The following is an 18,888-nucleotide window of genomic DNA, read 5'->3' as shown; positions in this document are numbered from 1 at the left end:
GGCAGCGGTGGCCGCGGGATACCTGGAGATCCTCAGGGCGAGGCATGCGGTCCGGCTGCTGACCGGCACTCTGGTGGGCCGTCTGCCGAACGCCACGGCCGCCATCGCGCTGGTGCTCTTCGTCCGTGCCGAGGGGGGCACGTACAGCCTCGCCGGGGCGCTGGCGGCGGTCTACGGTGTCGCGACCGCCGTGGGGCAGCCGGTGCTGGGGCGGCTGGTGGACCTGTACGGGCAGCCGCGCGTGCAGCTGCCCGCGGCTGTCGCCTCCGCCCTGGCGATGGTGGTGTTCGCGTTCACGGGTATCGATCCGTTGCCGCTCGCCTGTGCGGCCGTCGCGGCGGCCGGGTTGTTCACCCCGCCGCTGGAGGGCGGTCTGCGTGCGCTGTGGCCGTCCGTGCTGCGGCGTGAGGACCAGGTGCACACGGCGTACGCGATGGACGCCGTGGCGCAGGAGGTGATGTTCACGGTCGGCCCGCTGCTGGTGACGCTGTGCGTGTCGCTGTGGTCGGAGCGGGCCGCGCTGCTCGTGCTGAACGCGGTGGGGGTGCTGGGTGCGCTCTCGGTGGTGGTCTCGCCGCCCTCGCGCGCGTGGCGTTCGGCGCCCCGTGAGGCGCACTGGCTGGGGGCTCTGCGTTCGCCCGGTCTGCTGGTGCTGCTGGGGGCCTTCCTGTTCGTGGGGATCGCGCTCGGTTCCATCACGGTGGCCTCGGTGCCGTACGCCGACGGGCACGGCGGGGACGCGGTGTACGGCTGGCTGATGGCGGCGCTGGGGCTGGGTGCGCTGGTGGGGGGTCTGGTGTACGGGGCGCGGCAGTGGGGTGGTGTGCCGGAGCGGCGACTGAGGGTGCTGGTGGGGCTTCTGGCGGTGTGTTACCTGCCGTTGACGCTGATGCCGGGTGCGGTGGCGATGGTGCTGTTGACGGCGGTGTCGGGGGTGTTTCTGGCGCCGTGCATCGCGTGTGCGTTCGTCATCGTGGACCGGCATGCGCCGGGTGGGACGGTCACGGAGGCGTTCTCGTGGCTGGTGACGACGTTCACGGTGGGTGCGTCGGTGGGAACGGGCCTGGCGGGTCCGGTGGTCGAGGCGGGTGGCGCGGTGTGGGGTTTCGCCGTGCCGGGGGCGGCGGGGGCGGTGTCGTTGCTGGTCCTGCTGGGGACCGGAGGGGTCCTTGCAGCTCCCGCTGGGGGTGGGATGGTTGCGGCTTCATCGGAAAATGATCCAGATCGTGCTGCCGAACCCCGTTTCAGCTCGGGGGATCGGGCGTAATGTTCAGTCATGGACCGCCGCATTTTCGGGCTGGAGAACGAGTACGGTGTCACGTGCACGTTCAGGGGACAGCGCCGTCTGTCGCCTGACGAGGTGGCGCGGTACCTCTTCCGCCGTGTCGTGTCATGGGGCCGCAGCAGTAATGTCTTTCTGCGAAACGGCGCCCGGCTCTATCTCGACGTGGGCTCACATCCGGAATACGCGACACCCGAATGTGACAATGTGATCGAACTGGTCACCCACGACAAGGCCGGCGAGCGCATTCTGGAAGGACTCCTGGTAGACGCCGAACGACGCCTGCATGAGGAAGGAATCGCGGGCGACGTCTACCTCTTCAAGAACAACACCGACTCGGCGGGCAACTCCTACGGTTGCCACGAGAACTATCTCGTCGCGCGGCACGGTGAGTTCTCCCGTCTCGCGGACATTCTCATCCCGTTCCTGGTCACGCGCCAGTTGCTGTGCGGGGCGGGCAAGGTGCTGCAGACGCCGCGCGGTGCGGTGTACTGCGTGAGCCAGCGGGCCGAGCACATCTGGGAGGGCGTCTCCTCGGCGACGACCCGTTCGAGGCCCATCATCAACACGCGTGACGAACCGCACGCGGATGCCGAGCGGTACCGCCGTCTGCATGTCATCGTGGGCGACTCGAACATGTCGGAGACGACGATGCTGCTGAAGGTCGGTGCGACCGACCTGGTGCTGCGCATGATCGAGGCGGGCACGGTGATGCGGGATCTCACCCTGGAGAACCCGATCCGGGCGATCCGCGAGGTCAGCCATGACATCACCGGCCGGCGCAAGGTGCGTCTGGCCAGTGGGCGGGAGGCCTCGGCGCTGGAGGTGCAGCGGGAGTACTACGAGAAGGCGGTGGACTTCTGCGAGCGCCGCGGTATCCGTACGGGCACGGTCGAGCAGGTGCTGGAGCTGTGGGGCCGTACGCTGGACGCGATCGAGACGGAGGATCTCGACCGTATCGGCACCGAGATCGACTGGGTGATGAAGTACAAGCTCATCGAGCGGTACCGGGCCAAGCACAACATGACGATGTCGCATCCGCGGGTCGCCCAGATAGACCTCGCCTACCACGACATCCACCGTCGTCGTGGTCTGTACTACCTGCTGGAGAAGAAGGGCCAAGCCACCCGGATCTGCAACGACTTGAAGATCTTCGAGGGCAAGTCGGTTCCTCCGCAGACCACTCGGGCGCGGCTGCGTGGTGACTTCATCCGCCGGGCGCAGGAGCAGCGCCGGGACTTCACGGTGGACTGGGTGCATCTGAAGCTCAATGACCAGGCGCAGCGCACGGTGTTGTGCAAGGACCCGTTCCGTTCGGTGGACGACCGGGTGGAGAAGCTGATCGCCGGTATGTGAGTTTCGGCTGTGGAATGTCGAACGTGACACGGGCGCCGTACGTATTCCGTACGGCGCCCTGCTCACGTCGTAGAGTGGCGCGCACGCCATCCGCAAGATCGACCGATTACGAGGCTCCTCACGTGCGCCGACGCTCTCTCCTCTTCGCCGCGGTACCCGCAGGTCTGGTCACGCTCGCCGGTTGCAACGACGACACGTCGGGCTCGGGCAAGGCCGGTGCGTCGCCGTCGGCGTCCGCCTCGTCGGTGCCGCCGCCGAAGATCGTGGACGGGCCGCTGCCCGCGATCACGGCGGGTACGAAGTTCGGTGAGAAGCCGACGGTCGCCAAGGGGTCGGGTGATCCGTCGAAGAACCTGGCGGTCAGGACGGTGATCGCGGGCAGTGGTCGCACGGTCGCGGAGAACGACTTCATCCAGGCGAACTACCTGGGGCAGATCTGGGCCACGGGGAAGGTCTTCGACAACTCCTACGACCGTAAGACGCCCCTGGTCATGCAGCTCGCCCAGGGCAGTCTCATCGACGGCTGGCGGTACGGGCTGGCGGGCCGGAAGACCGGCAGCAGGGTCGAGATGGCCGTCCCGCCGGCCCTGGGCTACGGCACGTCGGGCAACCCGCAGGGGGGCATCAAGGGCACCGACACGCTGGTGTTCGTGGTCGATCTGATCGACTCGTTCAACTCCAAGAGCTCCAGCAAGGGCAAGGTGGTCGTGCAGAGCGACGCCACCGTGCCGAAGGTCGGCACCAACACCGACGGCAAGGCTCCCTCGATCAAGATTCCGAAGGCGGATCCGCCGAAGAAGCTCGTGTCCGCCTACGTCCTGGAGGGCGACGGGCCCGAGGTCAAGGCGAACCAGGCGATCCTGTGCCAGTTCCAGGGTCTGGTCTGGGACAGCGGGAAGACGTTCGAGGCGACGTACGGCTCGGGGCGGCTGAGTCAGATCTCCCTGGAGCAGATGCAGCAGGTCGTCAAGGGGCTGGCCGAGGGTGTCACGGGCAAGAAGGTGGGCAGCCGGGTGCTGGTCGTGGTGCCGCCGGACCTGGCGTACGGCGACAACCCGCCGAGCGGGGGCCCCGTGAAGAAGGGCTCGACGCTGGTGTTCTCCGTGGACATCCTGGCGGCGATGTAGGCGGTCGGTGCGGGCCGCCCGCGGCGGGCGCCAGTGGTCGGGAGATGAAAGACTGTCCGCGTTCCGAGTCGTACACGAGCAGGAGCTTTAGACGTGAGCATCGAGAAGCCCGAGATCGACTTCCCGGGTGGCGAGCCCCCGGCCGACCTCGAGATCAAGGACATCTGGGAGGGGGACGGCGAGGTCGCCGCGGCCGGCGACTTCGTGAAGGTCCACTACGTGGGCGTGGCGTTCTCCACCGGTGAGGAGTTCGACGCCTCCTGGAACCGGGGCGCCCCGCTGGACTTCCAGCTCGGTGTCGGCCAGGTCATCCAGGGCTGGGACAAGGGGGTGCAGGGCATGAAGGTCGGCGGTCGCCGCCAGCTCGTCATCCCCGCGCACCTCGCGTACGGCGACCGCGGCGCCGGTGGGCGGATCGCGCCGGGCGAGACGCTGATCTTCGTCTGCGACCTGGTGGGCGTTGCCAAGCGCTGACCGTTCCTGGTCGGACGAGGGCCCGTGCTGTCCGCATGGGCCTTCGGCTTTTGCCGTGACGCTGCCGAGCGGTACGGTCATCGGTCGGGAAGCACCATAGGGAAGGCGAAGGGCGTCGATGGCCATTGCCAAGGCCGAGCGGCTGATGAACCTGGCGTTGTGTCTGCTGGGGACACGGCGGCCGCTCAGCAAGCGTGAGCTGCGCGATTCCATCGAGGCTTACGTCGAGGCCTCCAGGCCGGGTAGAGGCGAGGCCTCCAGCTCGGGTAGAGGCGAGGCGGGCGGCGACGACTCCTTCAACCGGATGTTCGAGCGCGACAAGGACGATCTGCGTGAGCTCGGCCTCGTCATCGAGACCGTGGAGAACCTGGACGGCGAGGTCGGCTATCTGGCCCGCCGTGACAGCAACCGGCTGCCGCCGATCACTCTGGACGCCGAGGAGGCCGCGGCCCTGGGGCTGGCCGCCAAGGTGTGGCAGCAGGCCCGGCTGGCCGGAGCGGCGAGCGGTGCCCTGCAGAAGCTGCGTGCGGCCGGCCTGCCCGAGGACGTCGACCCGTACGAAGCGCACGGCGCGCTGGAGCCCCGTATCCCGGTGCACGAGGCCGCGTTCGAGCCGTTGATGCTGGCGTGCCGTGACCGCCGCCCGGTCGTCTTCGACTACCGCAAGGCTTCCGCGGCCCGTCCGGAGCCCCGGCATGTGGAGCCGTGGGCGCTGGAGTGCTGGCGCGGCCACTGGTATCTGGCGGGCTGGGACCGCGACCGGGGCGCCGAGCGGGTGTTCCGTCTGTCGCGGATCACGGGGAAGGTGCGTTCCCGTGGCAGCGGCTTCACCGCGCCGGTCCCCGATGTGGTGACCGTCCGTGAGACCGTGGCGAGCTGGGCGGGTGAGATCGCCGACCGTACCGCTGTGATCCGGCTGCGTTCGGGTGCGGGGTACCCCCTTCGGGCGAAAGCCACGTCGGTGCGGGAACCCGGTGACGGCTGGGACGAGTTGGAGATTCCGTACGGGCACGGCCTGGACGCGTGGCTGGTGGAGTTCGGTCCGGACGTGGTGGTCGTGGAGCCGGCGGAGCTGCGGGCCGACGTGGTGGACCGCCTGCGTGCCGTGGCCAAGGGTTGAGGGGGAGCAGGACAGTGGCAGGCAGACCGGTCAGGTCCGTGAACGCCATCGATCAGACCCGGCGGATGCTCTCCCTGGTGACGTATCTGCGGGAGCGCCCCGGTGCCCGGGTGGCGGACGTGGCGCGCGCGTTCGGGATCACGGAGGACGAGCTGGTCTCCGACCTGGACGTGCTGCCGATGTGCGGCACCAGTTTCCGGGGCGGTGACCTGCTCGACATCGACACCGACGGTGAGCGCATCTGGTGGCACAACCCGGCCGCGCTCGGCGCGGAGGCCGCCGAGCCGCTGCGGCTCGCCGCCGACGAGGCGACCGCGCTGCTGGTGGCCGCCCGGGCCGTCGCGACCCTGCCCGGTCTGCGGGAGGGGGACCGGCAGGCGCTGCTGCGGGCGACGGCCAAGGTGGAGACCGCGGCCGGGGAGGCGGCCGGGGCCAGTTCCCGGCTTTCGGTGACCTTCGAGTCCGAGGGTGGTGTCTTCGCCGACGTCGACCGGGCGATCTCCGAGCGCCGCCGGTTGTGGATCCGCTACTACTCGCCGGCCCGGGACGAGGTCACCGAGCGTGAGATCGACCCCATCCGGCTGGTCAGTGTCGGGCACACCTATGTCGAGGCCTGGTGCCGCCGCTCCGAGGCGCGCCGTACGTTCCGGCTGGACCGGGTCGCCGAGATCAAGATCCTCGACGAGCCGTCCGTGCCGCCGGAGATCGAGCTGCGGGATCTTTCCCAGGCTCTGGTGCAGCCCGCAGCCGAGGACCCGGAGGTCGTCGTCGAGGTCGGCCCCGGCGGACGCTGGGTGGCCGAGTACTACCCGCATGACAGCGCGGATGAGCTTCCCGACGGCGGACTGCGTATTACGCTGCGCACCCCCGATCCGGCTTCGCTCAGGCGCCTGGCGTTGCGGCTGGGCCCCGACGGCCGGATCGTCTCGCCGCCCGAGCTGGCCGCCAGCGCCCGCCGGGCGGCGACCGAGGCGCTCGCGGCGTACGACGCGCCGGCGGGTGACGGTGCTGCGCACGGCGTGGAGGACGGGCGGTACGACAGGCAGGAGCTGGGGCTTTGAGCGAGTCTGCGGGGTCCGGGGTGAGGGACATGACGGTCGCGGCGGCGTTCGCCGGGATGAGGAGAGTGGCACCCGTGGTGTTCAAGGCGGGCTGTCCGGACTGCCGGGGCCGTTTCGAGCTCTCCGCGAGTGCCCTGCGGCTGGCGATCGGCGCCACCAGCCGTACGACGTTCTACTCCTTCACCTGCCCCGAGTGCGGGGTGGCCGTCCGCAAGCCGGCCGGGGAGCGCATCGTGGAACTGCTGACCGGCGGCGGGGTCAGGACGCTGCGACTGCACTCCACCGTCTAGTGGTGCGAGAGACAACAGCCGGGTCACGTCACCATGACCCGGCTGCCTTCATCGCGTCGCCGGAATGCTCAGCAACGGCCACCCTTGGCGGACTTGAAGGTCATCGGCTTGGCGTACACCACGGTGTGGCCCTTACCGTCCGCATCCACGTTCGCGCACCACTTGTTGTCGACCAGCGCGTTGGTGGTGCCGGCGATGGCCGATTTCACGGAACAGGTGTTGTGGTAGTAGATCGTGTAGGTGACGCTCCCGTCCCCCCAGGAGTAGTTGAAGCAACCCACGCTGCCGCGGTGAACGTCGTCGGCGCCAAGGGTGGCTGCGCCGGCCGGAGCGGCGGACCCCATGACCAGAAGCGCTGCCGAGCCGACGGCCATGACGCCGAAACGCTGCCTGAGATTCATATTTCCCCCTTGGAAATTTGAAACAGATGGGGGACGAGGGGAAGAGCGACCGCCTGGTCTCCGCTCAACGCGTGGATGGTTGCTCTCTGTAATCCCTCGGCCCCAGGTCGGTCAGGAGAATACCCGGATGTGATCTTCGCTTGTCAATATCATTTGCAGGCGTGGAGCCGTCGCACATGGACGCACCCTCCGCTCCCGGGGCCCCGTCCTTCCCCCGGACCGTCTAGGCTCGGCGTCATGTTCTGGCCGATGTTCGCGGTGGTTGTGGGTTTCCTGGGACTTGCCGTCCTCGGTGTGCTGGCCGTCCGGGTCTACCTGGAGGCGCAGCGCCTCGGTAGGCAGGTCACGGACTCCGCGCGCCGTATCAGCAGGGCGGCCGAGGACCTGGAGCGGGCGTCCGCGAGTGCGGCCCGGGCTGTCGACTCGCTGTGAGGGCTGCTGTGGGGGTTCTGTGACTCTCGAGGCACGAGCGTTTTGGGTCACTTCGCCCTGTCATCAGGGCCCCTGCGGCAGGTACGCTGCTGGGCGCGGTGCGAAGAACGAGGCGCGTACCGCAGACCGGGAGTACGCACGGGGATTGCATCACGTTCACCCCCGGGCGTTACGATCGCTGCACGCATGATGTTCGGACATGTGTCCGACTGGTCGGACAGGCCCGTCGCCCCGCCTCGGTGAGAAGGTGAAGATTTATGTTCCGCAACGGACTCGAGCCGTGGCACCTGCTGATCCTCGTTGTGGTCATCCTCCTCGTGTTCGGCTCCAAGAAGCTGCCGGACATGGCCCGCTCGCTCGGCAAGTCCGCCCGCATTCTGAAGAGCGAGGCGAAGGCGATGAAGGAGGACGGCAAGCAGTCCGGCACCGCCGAGTCCGCCTCGGAGGAGCCCGCTCCCGCTCAGCGCACGATCCAGGCCGCGCCCGGCGACGTGACCAGCTCTCGCCCGGTCAACGAGCCGACGGACACGACCCAGCGCTGACGCGAGGACCGGGGACATCCGGTCCGCTGCACGAGATGAGGATGTGGGTTGCCCAAGTCTGCCCGCAAAAAGGAGAGGGATCCCGAGGGCCGGATGCCGCTCGCGGACCACTTGCGCGAGCTGCGCAACCGGCTTGCCAAGGGTGTCCTGGCGATCCTCGTTGTCACGATCGTCGCGGCCTTCTTCTACCGGGACATCACCAACTTCGTCACCCAGCCGATGCTCGACGAGATCGGCTGCAACCAGACCTTCGGGGAGCTGGCCAAGGCCAAGAACGTCCACTGCGCGCACCTCATCGTCAGCGGCCTGCTGGCGCCGTTCACTCTGGCCCTGAAGGTCGCCCTGATGACCGGTGTCGTGCTCGCGTCGCCGATCTGGCTCTACCAGCTGTGGGCGTTCGTCGCGCCGGGTCTGCACCGCAACGAGAAGAAGTACGCCTACGCCTTCGTCGGCTTCGGCTTCCCGCTCTTCCTCGCCGGTGGCTACCTCGCGTTCCACATGCTGCCCACCACGGCCAAGCTGATGATCGACCTCACACCCAGCGGCGCCGAGAACCTGTTGCCGCTGGACGATCTGCTGGACCTGGTCACCCGCATGATCGTCGTCTTCGGTCTCGCCTTCGAGATGCCCTTGCTGCTGGTCATGCTCAACCTCACCGGCGTGCTGTCCGGGCGGCGCATGCTGGGCTGGTGGCGCGGCATGGTCATCGGCATCACCGTCTTCGCGGCCGTGGCCACACCCACCCCCGACCCGATGACGATGCTGGCGCTGGCGGCGCCGATCTGGGGGCTCTACTTCATCGCCGTGGCCGTCGCGCTGCTCAACGACCGGCGCCGGGCTCGACGCGAGGCCCAGGGACCGGGCGACGACGAGGCCTCCGAGCTGGACCTGACCCCGGAGGACATCGGCGAGATCGAGCCCGTCTCCGCCGGCCGGCTGCCCGAGCAGACGACCGCCGACCGGATCAACGGGTACGACGACGTGACCTGACCGATCGACTCCACCGGCCTGTGACAGGTGCCCGCGTTCCCGGGGATTCCCCAGGGACGCGGGCACCTGTCGTTGTCGTCTTCACACGTTCCGGATAATGATCGTCCTGTTGTCAGTGGGGCCCGGTAACCTCGAAAGCACGATGACAGAGGACCTCTCCCCGGCCGAGCGGTATGCGGCAGCCCGAAGGCGGGCAGCCGAGCAGGCCACCGCGCTCGCCTCCTTCCGCGAGCTGTACGAATTCGGCCTCGACCCCTTCCAGATCGAGGCCTGCCAGGCGCTCGAAGCGGGGAAGGGCGTGCTGGTGGCCGCCCCCACCGGCTCCGGCAAGACGATCGTGGGCGAGTTCGCCGTCCACCTCGCCCTGAAGCAGGGCAAGAAGTGCTTCTACACGACCCCCATCAAGGCGCTGTCGAACCAGAAGTACTCCGACCTGTGCCGTCGCTACGGCACGCAGCAGGTCGGCCTGCTCACCGGCGACAACAGCGTGAACTCCGACGCGCCGGTGGTCGTGATGACCACCGAGGTGCTGCGCAACATGCTGTACGCGGGCTCGCAGACGCTGCTCGGCCTCGGATACGTGGTCATGGACGAGGTGCACTACCTCTCCGACCGGTTCCGCGGCGCCGTCTGGGAGGAGGTGATCATCCACCTGCCCGAGTCGGTGACCCTGGTGTCGCTGTCGGCGACCGTGTCGAACGCCGAGGAGTTCGGCGACTGGCTGGACACCGTCCGCGGCGACACCGAGGTGATCGTCTCCGAGCACCGGCCCGTGCCGCTGTTCCAGCACGTGCTCGCCGGGCGGCGGATGTACGACCTGTTCGAGGAGGGTGAGGGCCACAAGAAAGCCGTCAACCCCGACCTCACGCGGCTGGCCCGGATGGAGGCCAGCCGCCCGTCGTACCAGGACCGCAGGCGCGGCCGTGCCATGCGTGAGGCCGACCGGGAGCGGGAGCGCAGGCAGCGCTCCCGGGTGTGGACGCCGAGCCGGCCCGAGGTCATCGAGCGACTCGACTCCGAGGGCCTGCTGCCCGCGATCACCTTCATCTTCAGCCGCGCCGCCTGCGAGTCCGCCGTCCAGCAGTGCCTGTACGCGGGCCTGCGCCTCAACGACGACGAGGCGCGGGAAAAGGTGCGCGCCCTCGTCGAGGAGCGCACGGCGTCGATCCCCACGGAGGACCTGCACGTCCTCGGCTACTACGAGTGGCTCGAGGGCCTGGAGCGCGGCATCGCCGCCCACCACGCCGGCATGCTGCCGACCTTCAAGGAGGTCGTGGAGGAACTGTTCGTCCGCGGCCTGGTCAAGGCCGTCTTCGCCACGGAGACCCTCGCCCTCGGCATCAACATGCCCGCCCGCTCCGTGGTGCTGGAAAAGCTCGTCAAGTGGAACGGCGAGCAGCACGCCGACATCACCCCGGGCGAGTACACCCAGCTCACCGGCCGGGCCGGCCGCCGCGGCATCGACGTCGAGGGCCACGCGGTGGTGCTGTGGCAGCGCGGTATGAGTCCCGAGCACCTCGCGGGCCTCGCGGGCACACGCACGTACCCGCTGCGCTCCAGCTTCAAGCCGTCGTACAACATGGCGGTCAACCTCGTCGAGCAGTTCGGCCGGCACCGTTCGCGTGAGCTCCTGGAGACCTCCTTCGCGCAGTTCCAGGCGGACAGGTCGGTCGTCGGCATCTCCCGGCAGGTCCAGCGCAACGAGGAGGGGCTGGAGGGCTACAAGGCCTCCATGACCTGCCACCTGGGCGACTTCGATGAGTACGCGCGGCTGCGCCGCGAACTCAAGGACCGCGAGAACGAACTGGCCCGGCAGGGCGCCGCCGAGCGGCGCGCGGAGGCCTCCGTCGCGCTGGAGAAGCTCAAGCCGGGTGACGTGATCCACGTGCCGACGGGCAAGTACGCGGGCCTGGCGCTGGTGCTCGACCCGGGCCTGCCCGCCGGCCGTTCCAACGGGCACCGCGGCTTCGACCACCACGACGGCCCGCGCCCGCTGGTGCTGACCGCCGAGCGGCAGGTCAAGCGGCTGGCGTCCATTGACTTCCCGGTGCCGGTCGAGCCGCTGGAGCGGATGCGGATCCCCAAGTCCTTCAACCCGCGCTCGCCGCAGTCCCGCCGGGACCTCGCCTCCGCGCTGCGCACCAAGGCCGGGCACATCCCGCCGGAGCGGGCCCGCAAGAAGCGTTCGCAGGCCGCCGACGACCGCGAGATCGCCCGACTGCGCACCGCGATCCGCGCCCATCCCTGCCACGGCTGCAACGACCGCGAGGACCACGCCCGCTGGGCCGAGCGCTACCACCGGCTGCTGAAGGACACCTCGCAGCTGGAACGCCGGATCGAGGGCCGTACGAACACCATCGCGCGGACCTTCGACCGGATCGTGGCCCTGCTGACCGAACTGGACTACCTGCGCGGCGACGAGGTCACCGAGCACGGCAAGCGGCTCGCGCGGCTCTACGGCGAACTCGACCTGCTGGCCAGCGAATGCGTGCGCGCCGGCGTCTGGGAGGGCCTCGCTCCGGCCGAACTGGCCGCCTGCGTCTCGGCGCTGGTGTACGAGGCCCGGGTCGGTGACGACGCGATGGCGCCCAAGCTGCCGTCCGGCAAGGCCCAGGCCGCGCTGGGCGAGATGGTCCGGATCTGGGGTCGGCTGGACGGTCTGGAGGAGGAGTTCCGGATCACCCAGAGCGAGGGCGTCGGCCAGCGCGAGCCCGACCTCGGCTTCGCCTGGGCCGTGTACATGTGGGCCTCCGGCAAGGGCCTCGACGAGGTGCTGCGCGAGGCGGAGATGCCGGCCGGTGACTTCGTACGGTGGTGCAAGCAGGTGATCGATGTGCTCGGGCAGATAGCGGCGGCTTCTCCTGCGGAGGGCTCGACCGTGGGGAAGGCTGCGCGTAAGGCGGTTGATCTGGTGCTGAGGGGTGTTGTCGCCTACTCGTCGGTGGGGTGACCTTGCGTTGGCGGGTGCGGGTGCTTCGTGGCTGGTCGCGCCCACGCGGCGGAGCGGCATGTCGGACTCAGTCCCGCGCCCCTTGAGGTCGGCTGCTCCCGGCCCGGTTCAGATATGACCGCCAGCCGCCGTACCCCGTGATGTCCTCGGCCTCCTCCAGTGCGCTCGGTTCGCACAGGAAGCCGGGGACGTTGCTGCCGTCGGCGAGTTCCACTGAGCCCAGGGTCATGGGGCGCGGGAGTGTGGCCAGCAGGCGGCCCAGGCCCTCTGCCGGGAGGCGCCAGACCTCCGTCTCGATGGCCGTGCCGCCCTCGCCCACGTGGACCAGGCCCGGTTTGGGCGGGGCGGTGTGCAGGGCGTGCAGACGGTAGACCGGGGCGGTGGTGGTCGTGCGGTCCAGGCGGGCCCCCAACGCCAGGAGTTGGGGGTTGAGGGGCTGGCCGGTCAGGTGGGCGCCGACCACCGCGAGGCTTGTCTCCGGCTGCAGGGCGCGGGCGATGCGGGCCAGCCGTTCGTCGGTGAACGCCGGGCCGATCAGCATCACGCCGAAGGGCAGGCCGTTCACCTCGCCCGCCGGGACGGCGACCGCGGCCAGGTCGAAGAGGTTCGTGGAGTTGGTGAACCGGCCCAGGCGGGCGTTGGTGCCGAGCGGGTCGGCGGCGACCTCGGCGAGGGTGGGGTGGCCGGGTGCCGTGGGCAGCAGCAGGGCGTCGGCGTCGGCCAGTTCGGCGAGGGCGCGGGCGCGCAGGGCGGCCAGCCGGTCCTGGTCGGCGAAGAGCCGGTGGGCGGGGATGTCGCGTGCGCCGGTGATGATGCCGGCGACCGTGGGGTCGAGACCGTCGCCACCCTCTCGGATCAACTTGTCGACAAAGCTCCCCACGGCCGTGTACCGCTCGGCGACGAACGCGCCCTCGTACAGCATGGCGGCCGCCTCGGTGAACGGGGTGAGGTCGAGCGTGCGCACCGACGCCCCCGAGGCCACGAGCCGCCCGGCCGCCGCCTCGTACGCCTCGGCCCAGCCGTCGTCCAGTTCACCGAGCTGTCCGAGCGCAGGCACGGCGATCCGCCAGGGGCCGGGGGCCCGCCGGGGGAGGGGCGGCAGCTCGCGGCCGGGCGGGGAGGCCATGAACGCGAGGGCCTGTTCGGCTTCCGGCAGGGTGCGGGCGAACACCGTCACGCAGTCGATCGAGGCGCACGCCGGGACCACGCCCGTCGTCGGGACCAGACCACGGGTGGGTTTCAGACCGACGATGCCGTTGAACGCCGCGGGAACCCGGCCCGAGCCCGCCGTGTCCGTGCCCAGCGCGAAGTCCACGAGGCCCAGGGCCACCGCGACGGCCGAGCCGGAACTCGAACCGCCGCTGATCCGGGCCGGGTCGAGGGCGCCCCGTACCGCACCGTGGGGTGAGCGGGTGCCGACCAGGCCGGTGGCGAACTGGTCGAGGTTGGTGGTGCCGAGGACCACGGCGCCCGCGGCACGCAGCCGGGCGACGACGGGCGCGTCGGCGGCCGGCTGGTACGCGTACGCCGGGCAGGCCGCCGTCGTGGGCAGGCCGGCCACGTCGATGTTGCCCTTGACGGCGAACAGGCGGCCGGCCAAGGGGAGGTGGGCTCCGGCGGCGACGCGCTCGTCGATCGCCCGGGCCTCGGCCTCCACCTCGGCCCGCGGGCGCAGGTCGATCCAGATCTCGGGGCGGTCGACGGCGTCGACGCGGGCGTAGGCCGCGCGGACGCGGGAGACGGTGGTGGACATTCCCGGTTCCTCCCTCAGTTCGCGGCCGGGGCCAGGACGACCAGTGCCGTTCCCGCCTCCACCTGGTCGCCCGTCCCGGCCAGGACCTCCGCGACCACGCCGGTGATCGGCGCGTGCACCCTGGACTCCATCTTCATCGCCTCCAGCGCGAGCAGCGGCTGACCGGCCGTCACCGTGTCGCCCGGGGACACGTGCACCTGCCACACGGACGCCGCGAACTCGGCCTCCACGAGGTGTCCGCCCGGCGGAACGCTCACCGCGGCCGGGGGAGCGGGCGGTGCCGCCGCGGCCTGGGCCCGCGTGAACTCGCCCGCCGCCTCCCAGGCGTCCCGCTCCGCCGCGAACGCGCACTGCTGGCGCCGTCTGAACTGCGCTATGGAGTCAGCGTGTTCGGCCAGGAAGGCCTGGTGGTCGGCCAGCGAGAAGGTGCCCTCCTCGATGCGCGGCACGAAGCGGCCGGAGACGATGTCGGCACGCAGGTCGAGCAGTTCCTCCGCACCGACCGGGTACCAGCGGATCCGGTCGAAGAAGCGCAGCAGCCAGGGTGAGCCCGGCTCGAACGCGCCGCGCTGCTGCCACGGGGACCACACCTGCGTGGTCCGGCCCACGAACTGGTAGCCGCCCGGGCCCTCCATGCCGTAGACGCAGAGATAGGCCCCGCCGATGCCGACCGAGTTCTCCGCCGTCCAGGTGCGCGCCGGGTTGTACTTCGTCGTCACCAGGCGGTGGCGGGGGTCGAGCGGAGTGGCCACCGGGGCGCCCAGGTAGACGTCGCCGAGGCCCAGTACCAGATACTCCGCGGCGAACACCGTGTCGTAGACGTCCGCGGCCGTGTCCAGGCCGTTGACGCGGCGGATGAACTCGATGTTCCACGGGCACCAGGGTGCGTCGTCGCGGACCCCGGCCATGTAGCGGGCGATCGCCTCCCGCGTGGCCGGGTCGTCCCACGACAGGGGGAGGTGGACGGTGCGGGAGGGGACGGTCAGCTCGTCCGTGGGCGGGAGGAAGGACACCATCCGCCGTACCGCCGCGAGGAGATCGCTCTGGGGCAGGCGTGCCGGGTCCGTCCGGATCTGGAGGGAGCGGATGCCGGGGGTGAGGTCGGTGACGCCCGCGAGGCCCGCCTCGGCCACCGTCTCCATCAGGGCGTGGACCCGCATCCGCAGGGCCAGGTCGAGCTGCATCGGGCCGAACTCGACCAGCAGGTTGTCGTCCCCGCTGCGGCGGAACGTCACATCACCGTCCCGTGCGAGCACACCGCCGTCGACGATCCCGGCGCGCGGTGCGCCGTCCACGTCCACGGGCCGGAAGCGGACCGTGTCGCCCGGGCGCAGCTGGCCCAGCTTCCACCGCTCGGAGCTCAGCACCGTCGCCGGGCACACGAACCCGCCGAGCGAGGGACCGTCCGGGCCGAGCAGCACCGGCATGTCCCCGGTGTAGTCGACGGCGCCGACGGAGTACGGGGTGTCGTGGATGTTGGACGGATGCAGTCCGGCCTCGCCGCCGTCCGAGCGTGCCCAGCGCGGCTTGGGGCCGACCAGGCGGACGCCGGTGCGGGCCGAGTTGAAGTGGACCTTCCAGTCGGCGGCGTAGAAGTCGCGGATGTCGTCCTCGGTGAAGAACTCCGGTGCCGCGTGCGGGCCTTCCACGGCGCCGATGTGCCACTCGGTGGTGAAGCCGGGCCGGTCGGCCACCGGGGTGCCCTCGGTGACGGCGCCGCCGTGCAGCACGTCACCGGTGCGCAGCGCCCGGCCGCCGTGCCCGCCGAACCGGCCCAGGGTGAAGGTGCTCGCGCTGCCGAGGAACGCCGGCACGTCCAGGCCGCCGCCCGCGAACAGCACGTACGTCCGCAGGCCGCGGGCGTCCGGGGCGCCGACGTCCAGGACGGCCCCCGCGGGGACCGTGACCGGCTCCCACTGGGGGACGGGCCTGCCGTCGACGGTGGCCGTGGCCGGTGCGCCGGTCACGCACACGGTCGTGGCGTGGCTGAACCGCAGTGACGGGCCCCGCAGGGTGCATTCGAGGCCGGGAGCGCCTTCCGGGTTGCCGAGCGCCCGGTTGCCGAGTCGGAAGGACAGGTCGTCCATCGGGCCGGACGGCGGCACCCCGACCTGCCAGTACCCGGTGCGGCCCGGCCAGTCCTGCACGGTGGTCAGCGTGCCGCCGGAGACCACCTCGATCCGGGGCGTCGGGTCGGTCACGGCCGCCAGGGTCGCCGTCGAGTGGTCCGCCGCACGGAAGCCGGGGTGCGCGAGCACCTCCCGGAGCAGGCCCAGGTTCGTCTCGATGCCGTCCACACGGGTGCGGGACAGGGCCTCCTCCAGCCGCCGCAGGGCGTGTGCCCGGTCGGGGCCGTGGGCGATCACCTTCGCGAGCATCGGGTCGTACGACGTGGTCACCTCGGTGCCCGTCTCCACCCAGCCGTCGACGCGCACCCCGCCCGGGAACTCCACCCGTGTGAGCAGTCCGGCACTGGGCCGGTGGTCCCGGGAGGGGTCCTCGGCGTACAGGCGGGCCTCGACGGCGTGTCCGCGGGGTGGTCCCGGGTCGTGGACGACGTCCGGCTCGTCGCGCGCCAGGCGCAGCATCCAGGCGACCAGGTCGACGCCGTAGACCTCCTCGGTGACCGGGTGCTCGACCTGCAGGCGCGTGTTGACCTCCAGGAAGTAGACCTCCTCGCGGGCGGCGTCGTACACGAACTCGACGGTGCCGGCGGAGCGGTAGCCGACGGAGGCGCACAACCGGCGGGCGGAGTCCGCGAGCCGGGCGCGGACGTGGTCGGGCAGGCCCGGCGCAGGGGCCTCCTCGACCACCTTCTGGTTGCGGCGCTGCAGGGAGCAGTCGCGGTCGCCGAAGGTCACCACCCGGCCCGCGCCGTCGCCGAAGACCTGCACCTCGACGTGGCGGGCGTGCTCGATCAGACGTTCCAGGAAGACGCCGGCGGTGGCGAAGGAGGCCGCCGCGACGCGCTGCACCCGCTCCCAGGCCTCGGTCAGTTCGTCGGCGGAGCGGCAGGCCGACATGCCGATGCCGCCGCCTCCGCCGGTCGCCTTCAGCATCACCGGGTAGCCGATCCGCCCGGCCGCCTCGAGGGCCTCGGTCACCGAGGTCAGCAGTCCGGTGCCCGGCGCCAGCGGAACCCCTGCCGCCGCGGCCGCCGCGCGTGCGGTGTGCTTGGCACCGAACAGCTCCAGCTGCTCCGGTGTGGGGCCCACGAAGACGATCCCGGCGTCCTCGCAGCGCCGGGCGAAGGCCGCGTCCTCGGAAAGGAAGCCGTAGCCGGGGTGGATCGCGCCCGCCCCGGTGTCCTTGGCGGCCTTCAGGACCAGGTCGGCGTCGAGGTACGACTCCTTGGCGGGCGCGGGCCCGAGCCGTACCGATGCGTCGGCCAGCCGGACATGCGGAGCCGACCGGTCCGGGTCGGAGTACACGGCCACGGTCCGCAGTCCCAGTTCCCGGGCCGTGCGGATGATCCGGACGGCTATCTCGCCGCGGTTGGCGACCAGCAGGGTGTCGAAGCTCATGCGCCGTCCCCTCCGGCCGCAGCCTCGATCGTCATCTCCACCGCCGTCGGCTCGAAACCGTTGCAGGGGTTGTTGATCTGCGGGCAGTTGGAGACGAGGACCAGGACGTCCCGTTCGGCGCGCAGGGTCAGTGAGAGGCCGGGGGCCGAGATGCCGTCGACGATGCCGAGGGTGCCGTCCTGCTCCACGGGCACGTTCATGTACCAGTTGACGTTGGAGACGAGGTCGCGTTTGCCGAGGCCGTACTTCGCGCCCTCGGCGAGGAAGTTGTCCACGCACGCGTGCTGCGACCAGGTGTGGTGGCCGTAGCGCAGGGTGTTGGACTCCTTGGAGCAGGCGCCGCCGACCGTGTCGTGGCGGCCCACGTCGTCGGCGGTCACGGTCATCAGCGGGGTGTGCTCGTTGGACATCAGCACACTGCCCGCGGTGAGGAAGATGCCGCCCTGGGCCTGGATGGTGTCGGGGGCGCTGTAGCGGACCGCCGTGTCGTGGGCGTCGTACACCAGGAAGTCGACGGCCTGGTTGCCGTGCAGGTCGGTGATGGTCAGCGTGTCGCCGGTGCGGACGACGGACGACCACGCGGCGCGGGCCGGAACGACGGTCTTCATACGAGCCCCCTCGCGGTGAGGAATTCGGCGGTGTTGAGAAAGGCGCGGCGGCCTTCGGGGGTGGCCTCCCACAGCGGGTCGCCCGGCGCGGTGGGCGCGGCCCGCCAGGCGAGGACCTCCAGCGGGGTGCTGACGTAGTCGGGGCGGGGGTCGGCCGGGTGCGGGACGTTGGCGATGAGCACGGTCACGTCCTGTTCGGCGCGCAGGGTGACGGCGGCGCCGGGGCCGGCCGAGCCGGTGAAGTCCAGCGCGCCGTCGCCGCGGACCCGGACGCCCTGGAAGAAGGAGAGCGACGGAGGCAGGTCTCGCGGCTCGAGGCCGTTCTTGGCCGCGGCCAGCTTGAACAGCTCACGGCCGGCGGGCGAGGGGGACTGCGGGGTGCCGTCGCCGTACCGGTCGGTGTTGCGTACGAGGGTGGAGGTGCCGCACAGCGCGTCGTGCCGCTGCGAGGTGTCGGCGACGACGGAGGCGAGGACGCGGCCCTGGTCGGACAGCAGCAGTTGCCCCGCGCCGAGGTAGGCGTTCCACTGCACCTTGACGGTGTCGGCGACGTTCAGCCGCTCCCAGGGGCGGTCGGCGGCGTACAGCAGCAGGTGGGCGCACGCGTCGCCGTGCAGGTCGGTCAGCCGCAGCTCGGTGCCGCGTGCGAGGACGCGGTGCGTGTAGTTGCCGCCCGCGACGGTCTCCGCCCACACCAGGTGGCCCGCGTCGCACGGCGGCGTGGGCCACTCCTGGGCCGGTACCACGGGCATGGCCTCGGCGCGTGTTCCTGCCTGGGCCCGTGCATGGGCCCGGGCTCCGTGAGTGGTCGCTGTCGGCATCGGGGACCTCCGGCTTCCGGCTGGCGGTGTGACTGTCACGTCCGTACGTATTTCTGTCGCGCGACAGAAATTAGGGGCGGGGCGGGTCAGGGGGATTGCTCCGGCGTTGCCGGCGGGTTACCGGGCCCTCACGGAGATCGCCCGGCGGCGCCGTGTG

At 70.8% G+C, this 18,888-nt stretch carries 16 protein-coding genes; 11 read left to right on the top strand and 5 right to left on the bottom strand.

The window, feature by feature from the left end; translation table 11 throughout:
* Positions 1-7: 7 nt before the first annotated feature.
* From ACFY0F_RS18525 to ACFY0F_RS18495, 7 genes are all read left to right on the top strand, one after another.
* On the top strand, positions 8-1,267 hold the full coding sequence (locus tag ACFY0F_RS18525; RefSeq protein ID WP_388794783.1) for an MFS transporter: 1,260 nt from the start codon (positions 8-10) through the stop codon (positions 1,265-1,267).
* A gap of 9 nt (positions 1,268-1,276) precedes the next feature.
* Entirely contained in the window at positions 1,277-2,638 is a 1,362-nt protein-coding gene (gene pafA / locus ACFY0F_RS18520; RefSeq protein WP_225076134.1) for a Pup--protein ligase, read from the top strand.
* A gap of 122 nt (positions 2,639-2,760) precedes the next feature.
* Positions 2,761-3,765 (top strand): FKBP-type peptidyl-prolyl cis-trans isomerase, encoded by a 1,005-nt coding sequence (locus ACFY0F_RS18515; protein ID WP_388794780.1) that lies wholly within the window; start codon positions 2,761-2,763, stop codon positions 3,763-3,765.
* Positions 3,766-3,858: 93 nt separating this feature from the next.
* Positions 3,859-4,239, top strand: a complete 381-nt coding sequence (locus ACFY0F_RS18510; protein ID WP_388794777.1) for an FKBP-type peptidyl-prolyl cis-trans isomerase — start codon at positions 3,859-3,861, stop codon at positions 4,237-4,239.
* A gap of 118 nt (positions 4,240-4,357) precedes the next feature.
* Positions 4,358-5,359, top strand: coding sequence for a helix-turn-helix transcriptional regulator (locus tag ACFY0F_RS18505; RefSeq protein WP_388794774.1), 1,002 nt, complete (start codon positions 4,358-4,360; stop codon positions 5,357-5,359).
* Between the two features lie 14 nt (positions 5,360-5,373).
* Positions 5,374-6,420 (top strand): helix-turn-helix transcriptional regulator, encoded by a 1,047-nt coding sequence (locus ACFY0F_RS18500; RefSeq protein WP_388794771.1) that lies wholly within the window; start codon positions 5,374-5,376, stop codon positions 6,418-6,420.
* A gap of 29 nt (positions 6,421-6,449) precedes the next feature.
* A complete protein-coding gene (locus tag ACFY0F_RS18495; protein WP_388794768.1) occupies positions 6,450-6,710 on the top strand; it encodes a hypothetical protein in 261 nt (86 codons plus the stop codon).
* A gap of 68 nt (positions 6,711-6,778) precedes the next feature.
* Here the strand turns inward: ACFY0F_RS18495 and ACFY0F_RS18490 are convergent, their stop codons facing one another.
* The gene (locus ACFY0F_RS18490) at positions 6,779-7,111 is read right to left on the bottom strand and encodes a hypothetical protein (protein WP_388794765.1); all 333 of its coding nucleotides are present in this window, start codon (positions 7,109-7,111) and stop codon (positions 6,779-6,781) included.
* Positions 7,112-7,348: 237 nt separating this feature from the next.
* Here ACFY0F_RS18490 and ACFY0F_RS18485 point away from each other — a divergent pair, with 237 nt between their 5' ends.
* The 4 genes from ACFY0F_RS18485 to ACFY0F_RS18470 all read left to right on the top strand — a co-directional run bounded on the left by ACFY0F_RS18485 (position 7,349) and on the right by ACFY0F_RS18470 (position 12,025).
* The gene (locus tag ACFY0F_RS18485; protein ID WP_388794762.1) at positions 7,349-7,543 is read left to right on the top strand and encodes a hypothetical protein; all 195 of its coding nucleotides are present in this window, start codon (positions 7,349-7,351) and stop codon (positions 7,541-7,543) included.
* A 257-nt stretch (positions 7,544-7,800) separates the two neighbouring features.
* Positions 7,801-8,085 carry a Sec-independent protein translocase subunit TatA gene (tatA, locus tag ACFY0F_RS18480; RefSeq protein WP_388794759.1) on the top strand — a complete coding sequence of 95 codons (285 nt, stop codon included), beginning with the start codon at positions 7,801-7,803 and terminating at the stop codon, positions 8,083-8,085.
* Between the two features lie 48 nt (positions 8,086-8,133).
* Positions 8,134-9,075 (top strand): twin-arginine translocase subunit TatC, encoded by a 942-nt coding sequence (tatC, locus tag ACFY0F_RS18475; RefSeq protein WP_388794756.1) that lies wholly within the window; start codon positions 8,134-8,136, stop codon positions 9,073-9,075.
* Positions 9,076-9,172: 97 nt separating this feature from the next.
* On the top strand, positions 9,173-12,025 hold the full coding sequence (locus ACFY0F_RS18470) for a DEAD/DEAH box helicase (protein ID WP_388794753.1): 2,853 nt from the start codon (positions 9,173-9,175) through the stop codon (positions 12,023-12,025).
* A gap of 67 nt (positions 12,026-12,092) precedes the next feature.
* Here the strand turns inward: ACFY0F_RS18470 and atzF are convergent, their stop codons facing one another.
* From atzF to ACFY0F_RS18450, 4 genes are read right to left on the bottom strand one after another with little or no spacing between them, the layout of a single operon-like run.
* On the bottom strand, positions 12,093-13,778 hold the full coding sequence (gene atzF, locus ACFY0F_RS18465) for an allophanate hydrolase (RefSeq protein WP_388794750.1): 1,686 nt from the start codon (positions 13,776-13,778) through the stop codon (positions 12,093-12,095).
* Between the two features lie 14 nt (positions 13,779-13,792).
* A complete protein-coding gene (locus ACFY0F_RS18460) occupies positions 13,793-17,302 on the bottom strand; it encodes a 5-oxoprolinase/urea amidolyase family protein (protein WP_388794747.1) in 3,510 nt (1,169 codons plus the stop codon).
* Positions 17,299-17,910 carry an urea amidolyase associated protein UAAP2 gene (locus tag ACFY0F_RS18455; RefSeq protein WP_388794744.1) on the bottom strand — a complete coding sequence of 204 codons (612 nt, stop codon included), beginning with the start codon at positions 17,908-17,910 and terminating at the stop codon, positions 17,299-17,301. Before ACFY0F_RS18455 ends, ACFY0F_RS18460 begins: the two co-directional genes overlap by 4 nt.
* Entirely contained in the window at positions 17,907-18,731 is an 825-nt protein-coding gene (locus ACFY0F_RS18450) for an urea amidolyase associated protein UAAP1 (RefSeq protein WP_388794741.1), read from the bottom strand. The genes ACFY0F_RS18455 and ACFY0F_RS18450 overlap by 4 nt, the downstream gene beginning before the upstream one ends.
* Positions 18,732-18,888: the final 157 nt, after the last annotated feature.

Origin of the sequence: Streptomyces sp. NPDC001544 (assembly GCF_042894285.1) — a bacterium.
Lineage (GTDB): Bacteria > Actinomycetota > Actinomycetes > Streptomycetales > Streptomycetaceae > Streptomyces.
This window is presented reverse-complemented; position numbering and strand designations above follow the sequence as displayed.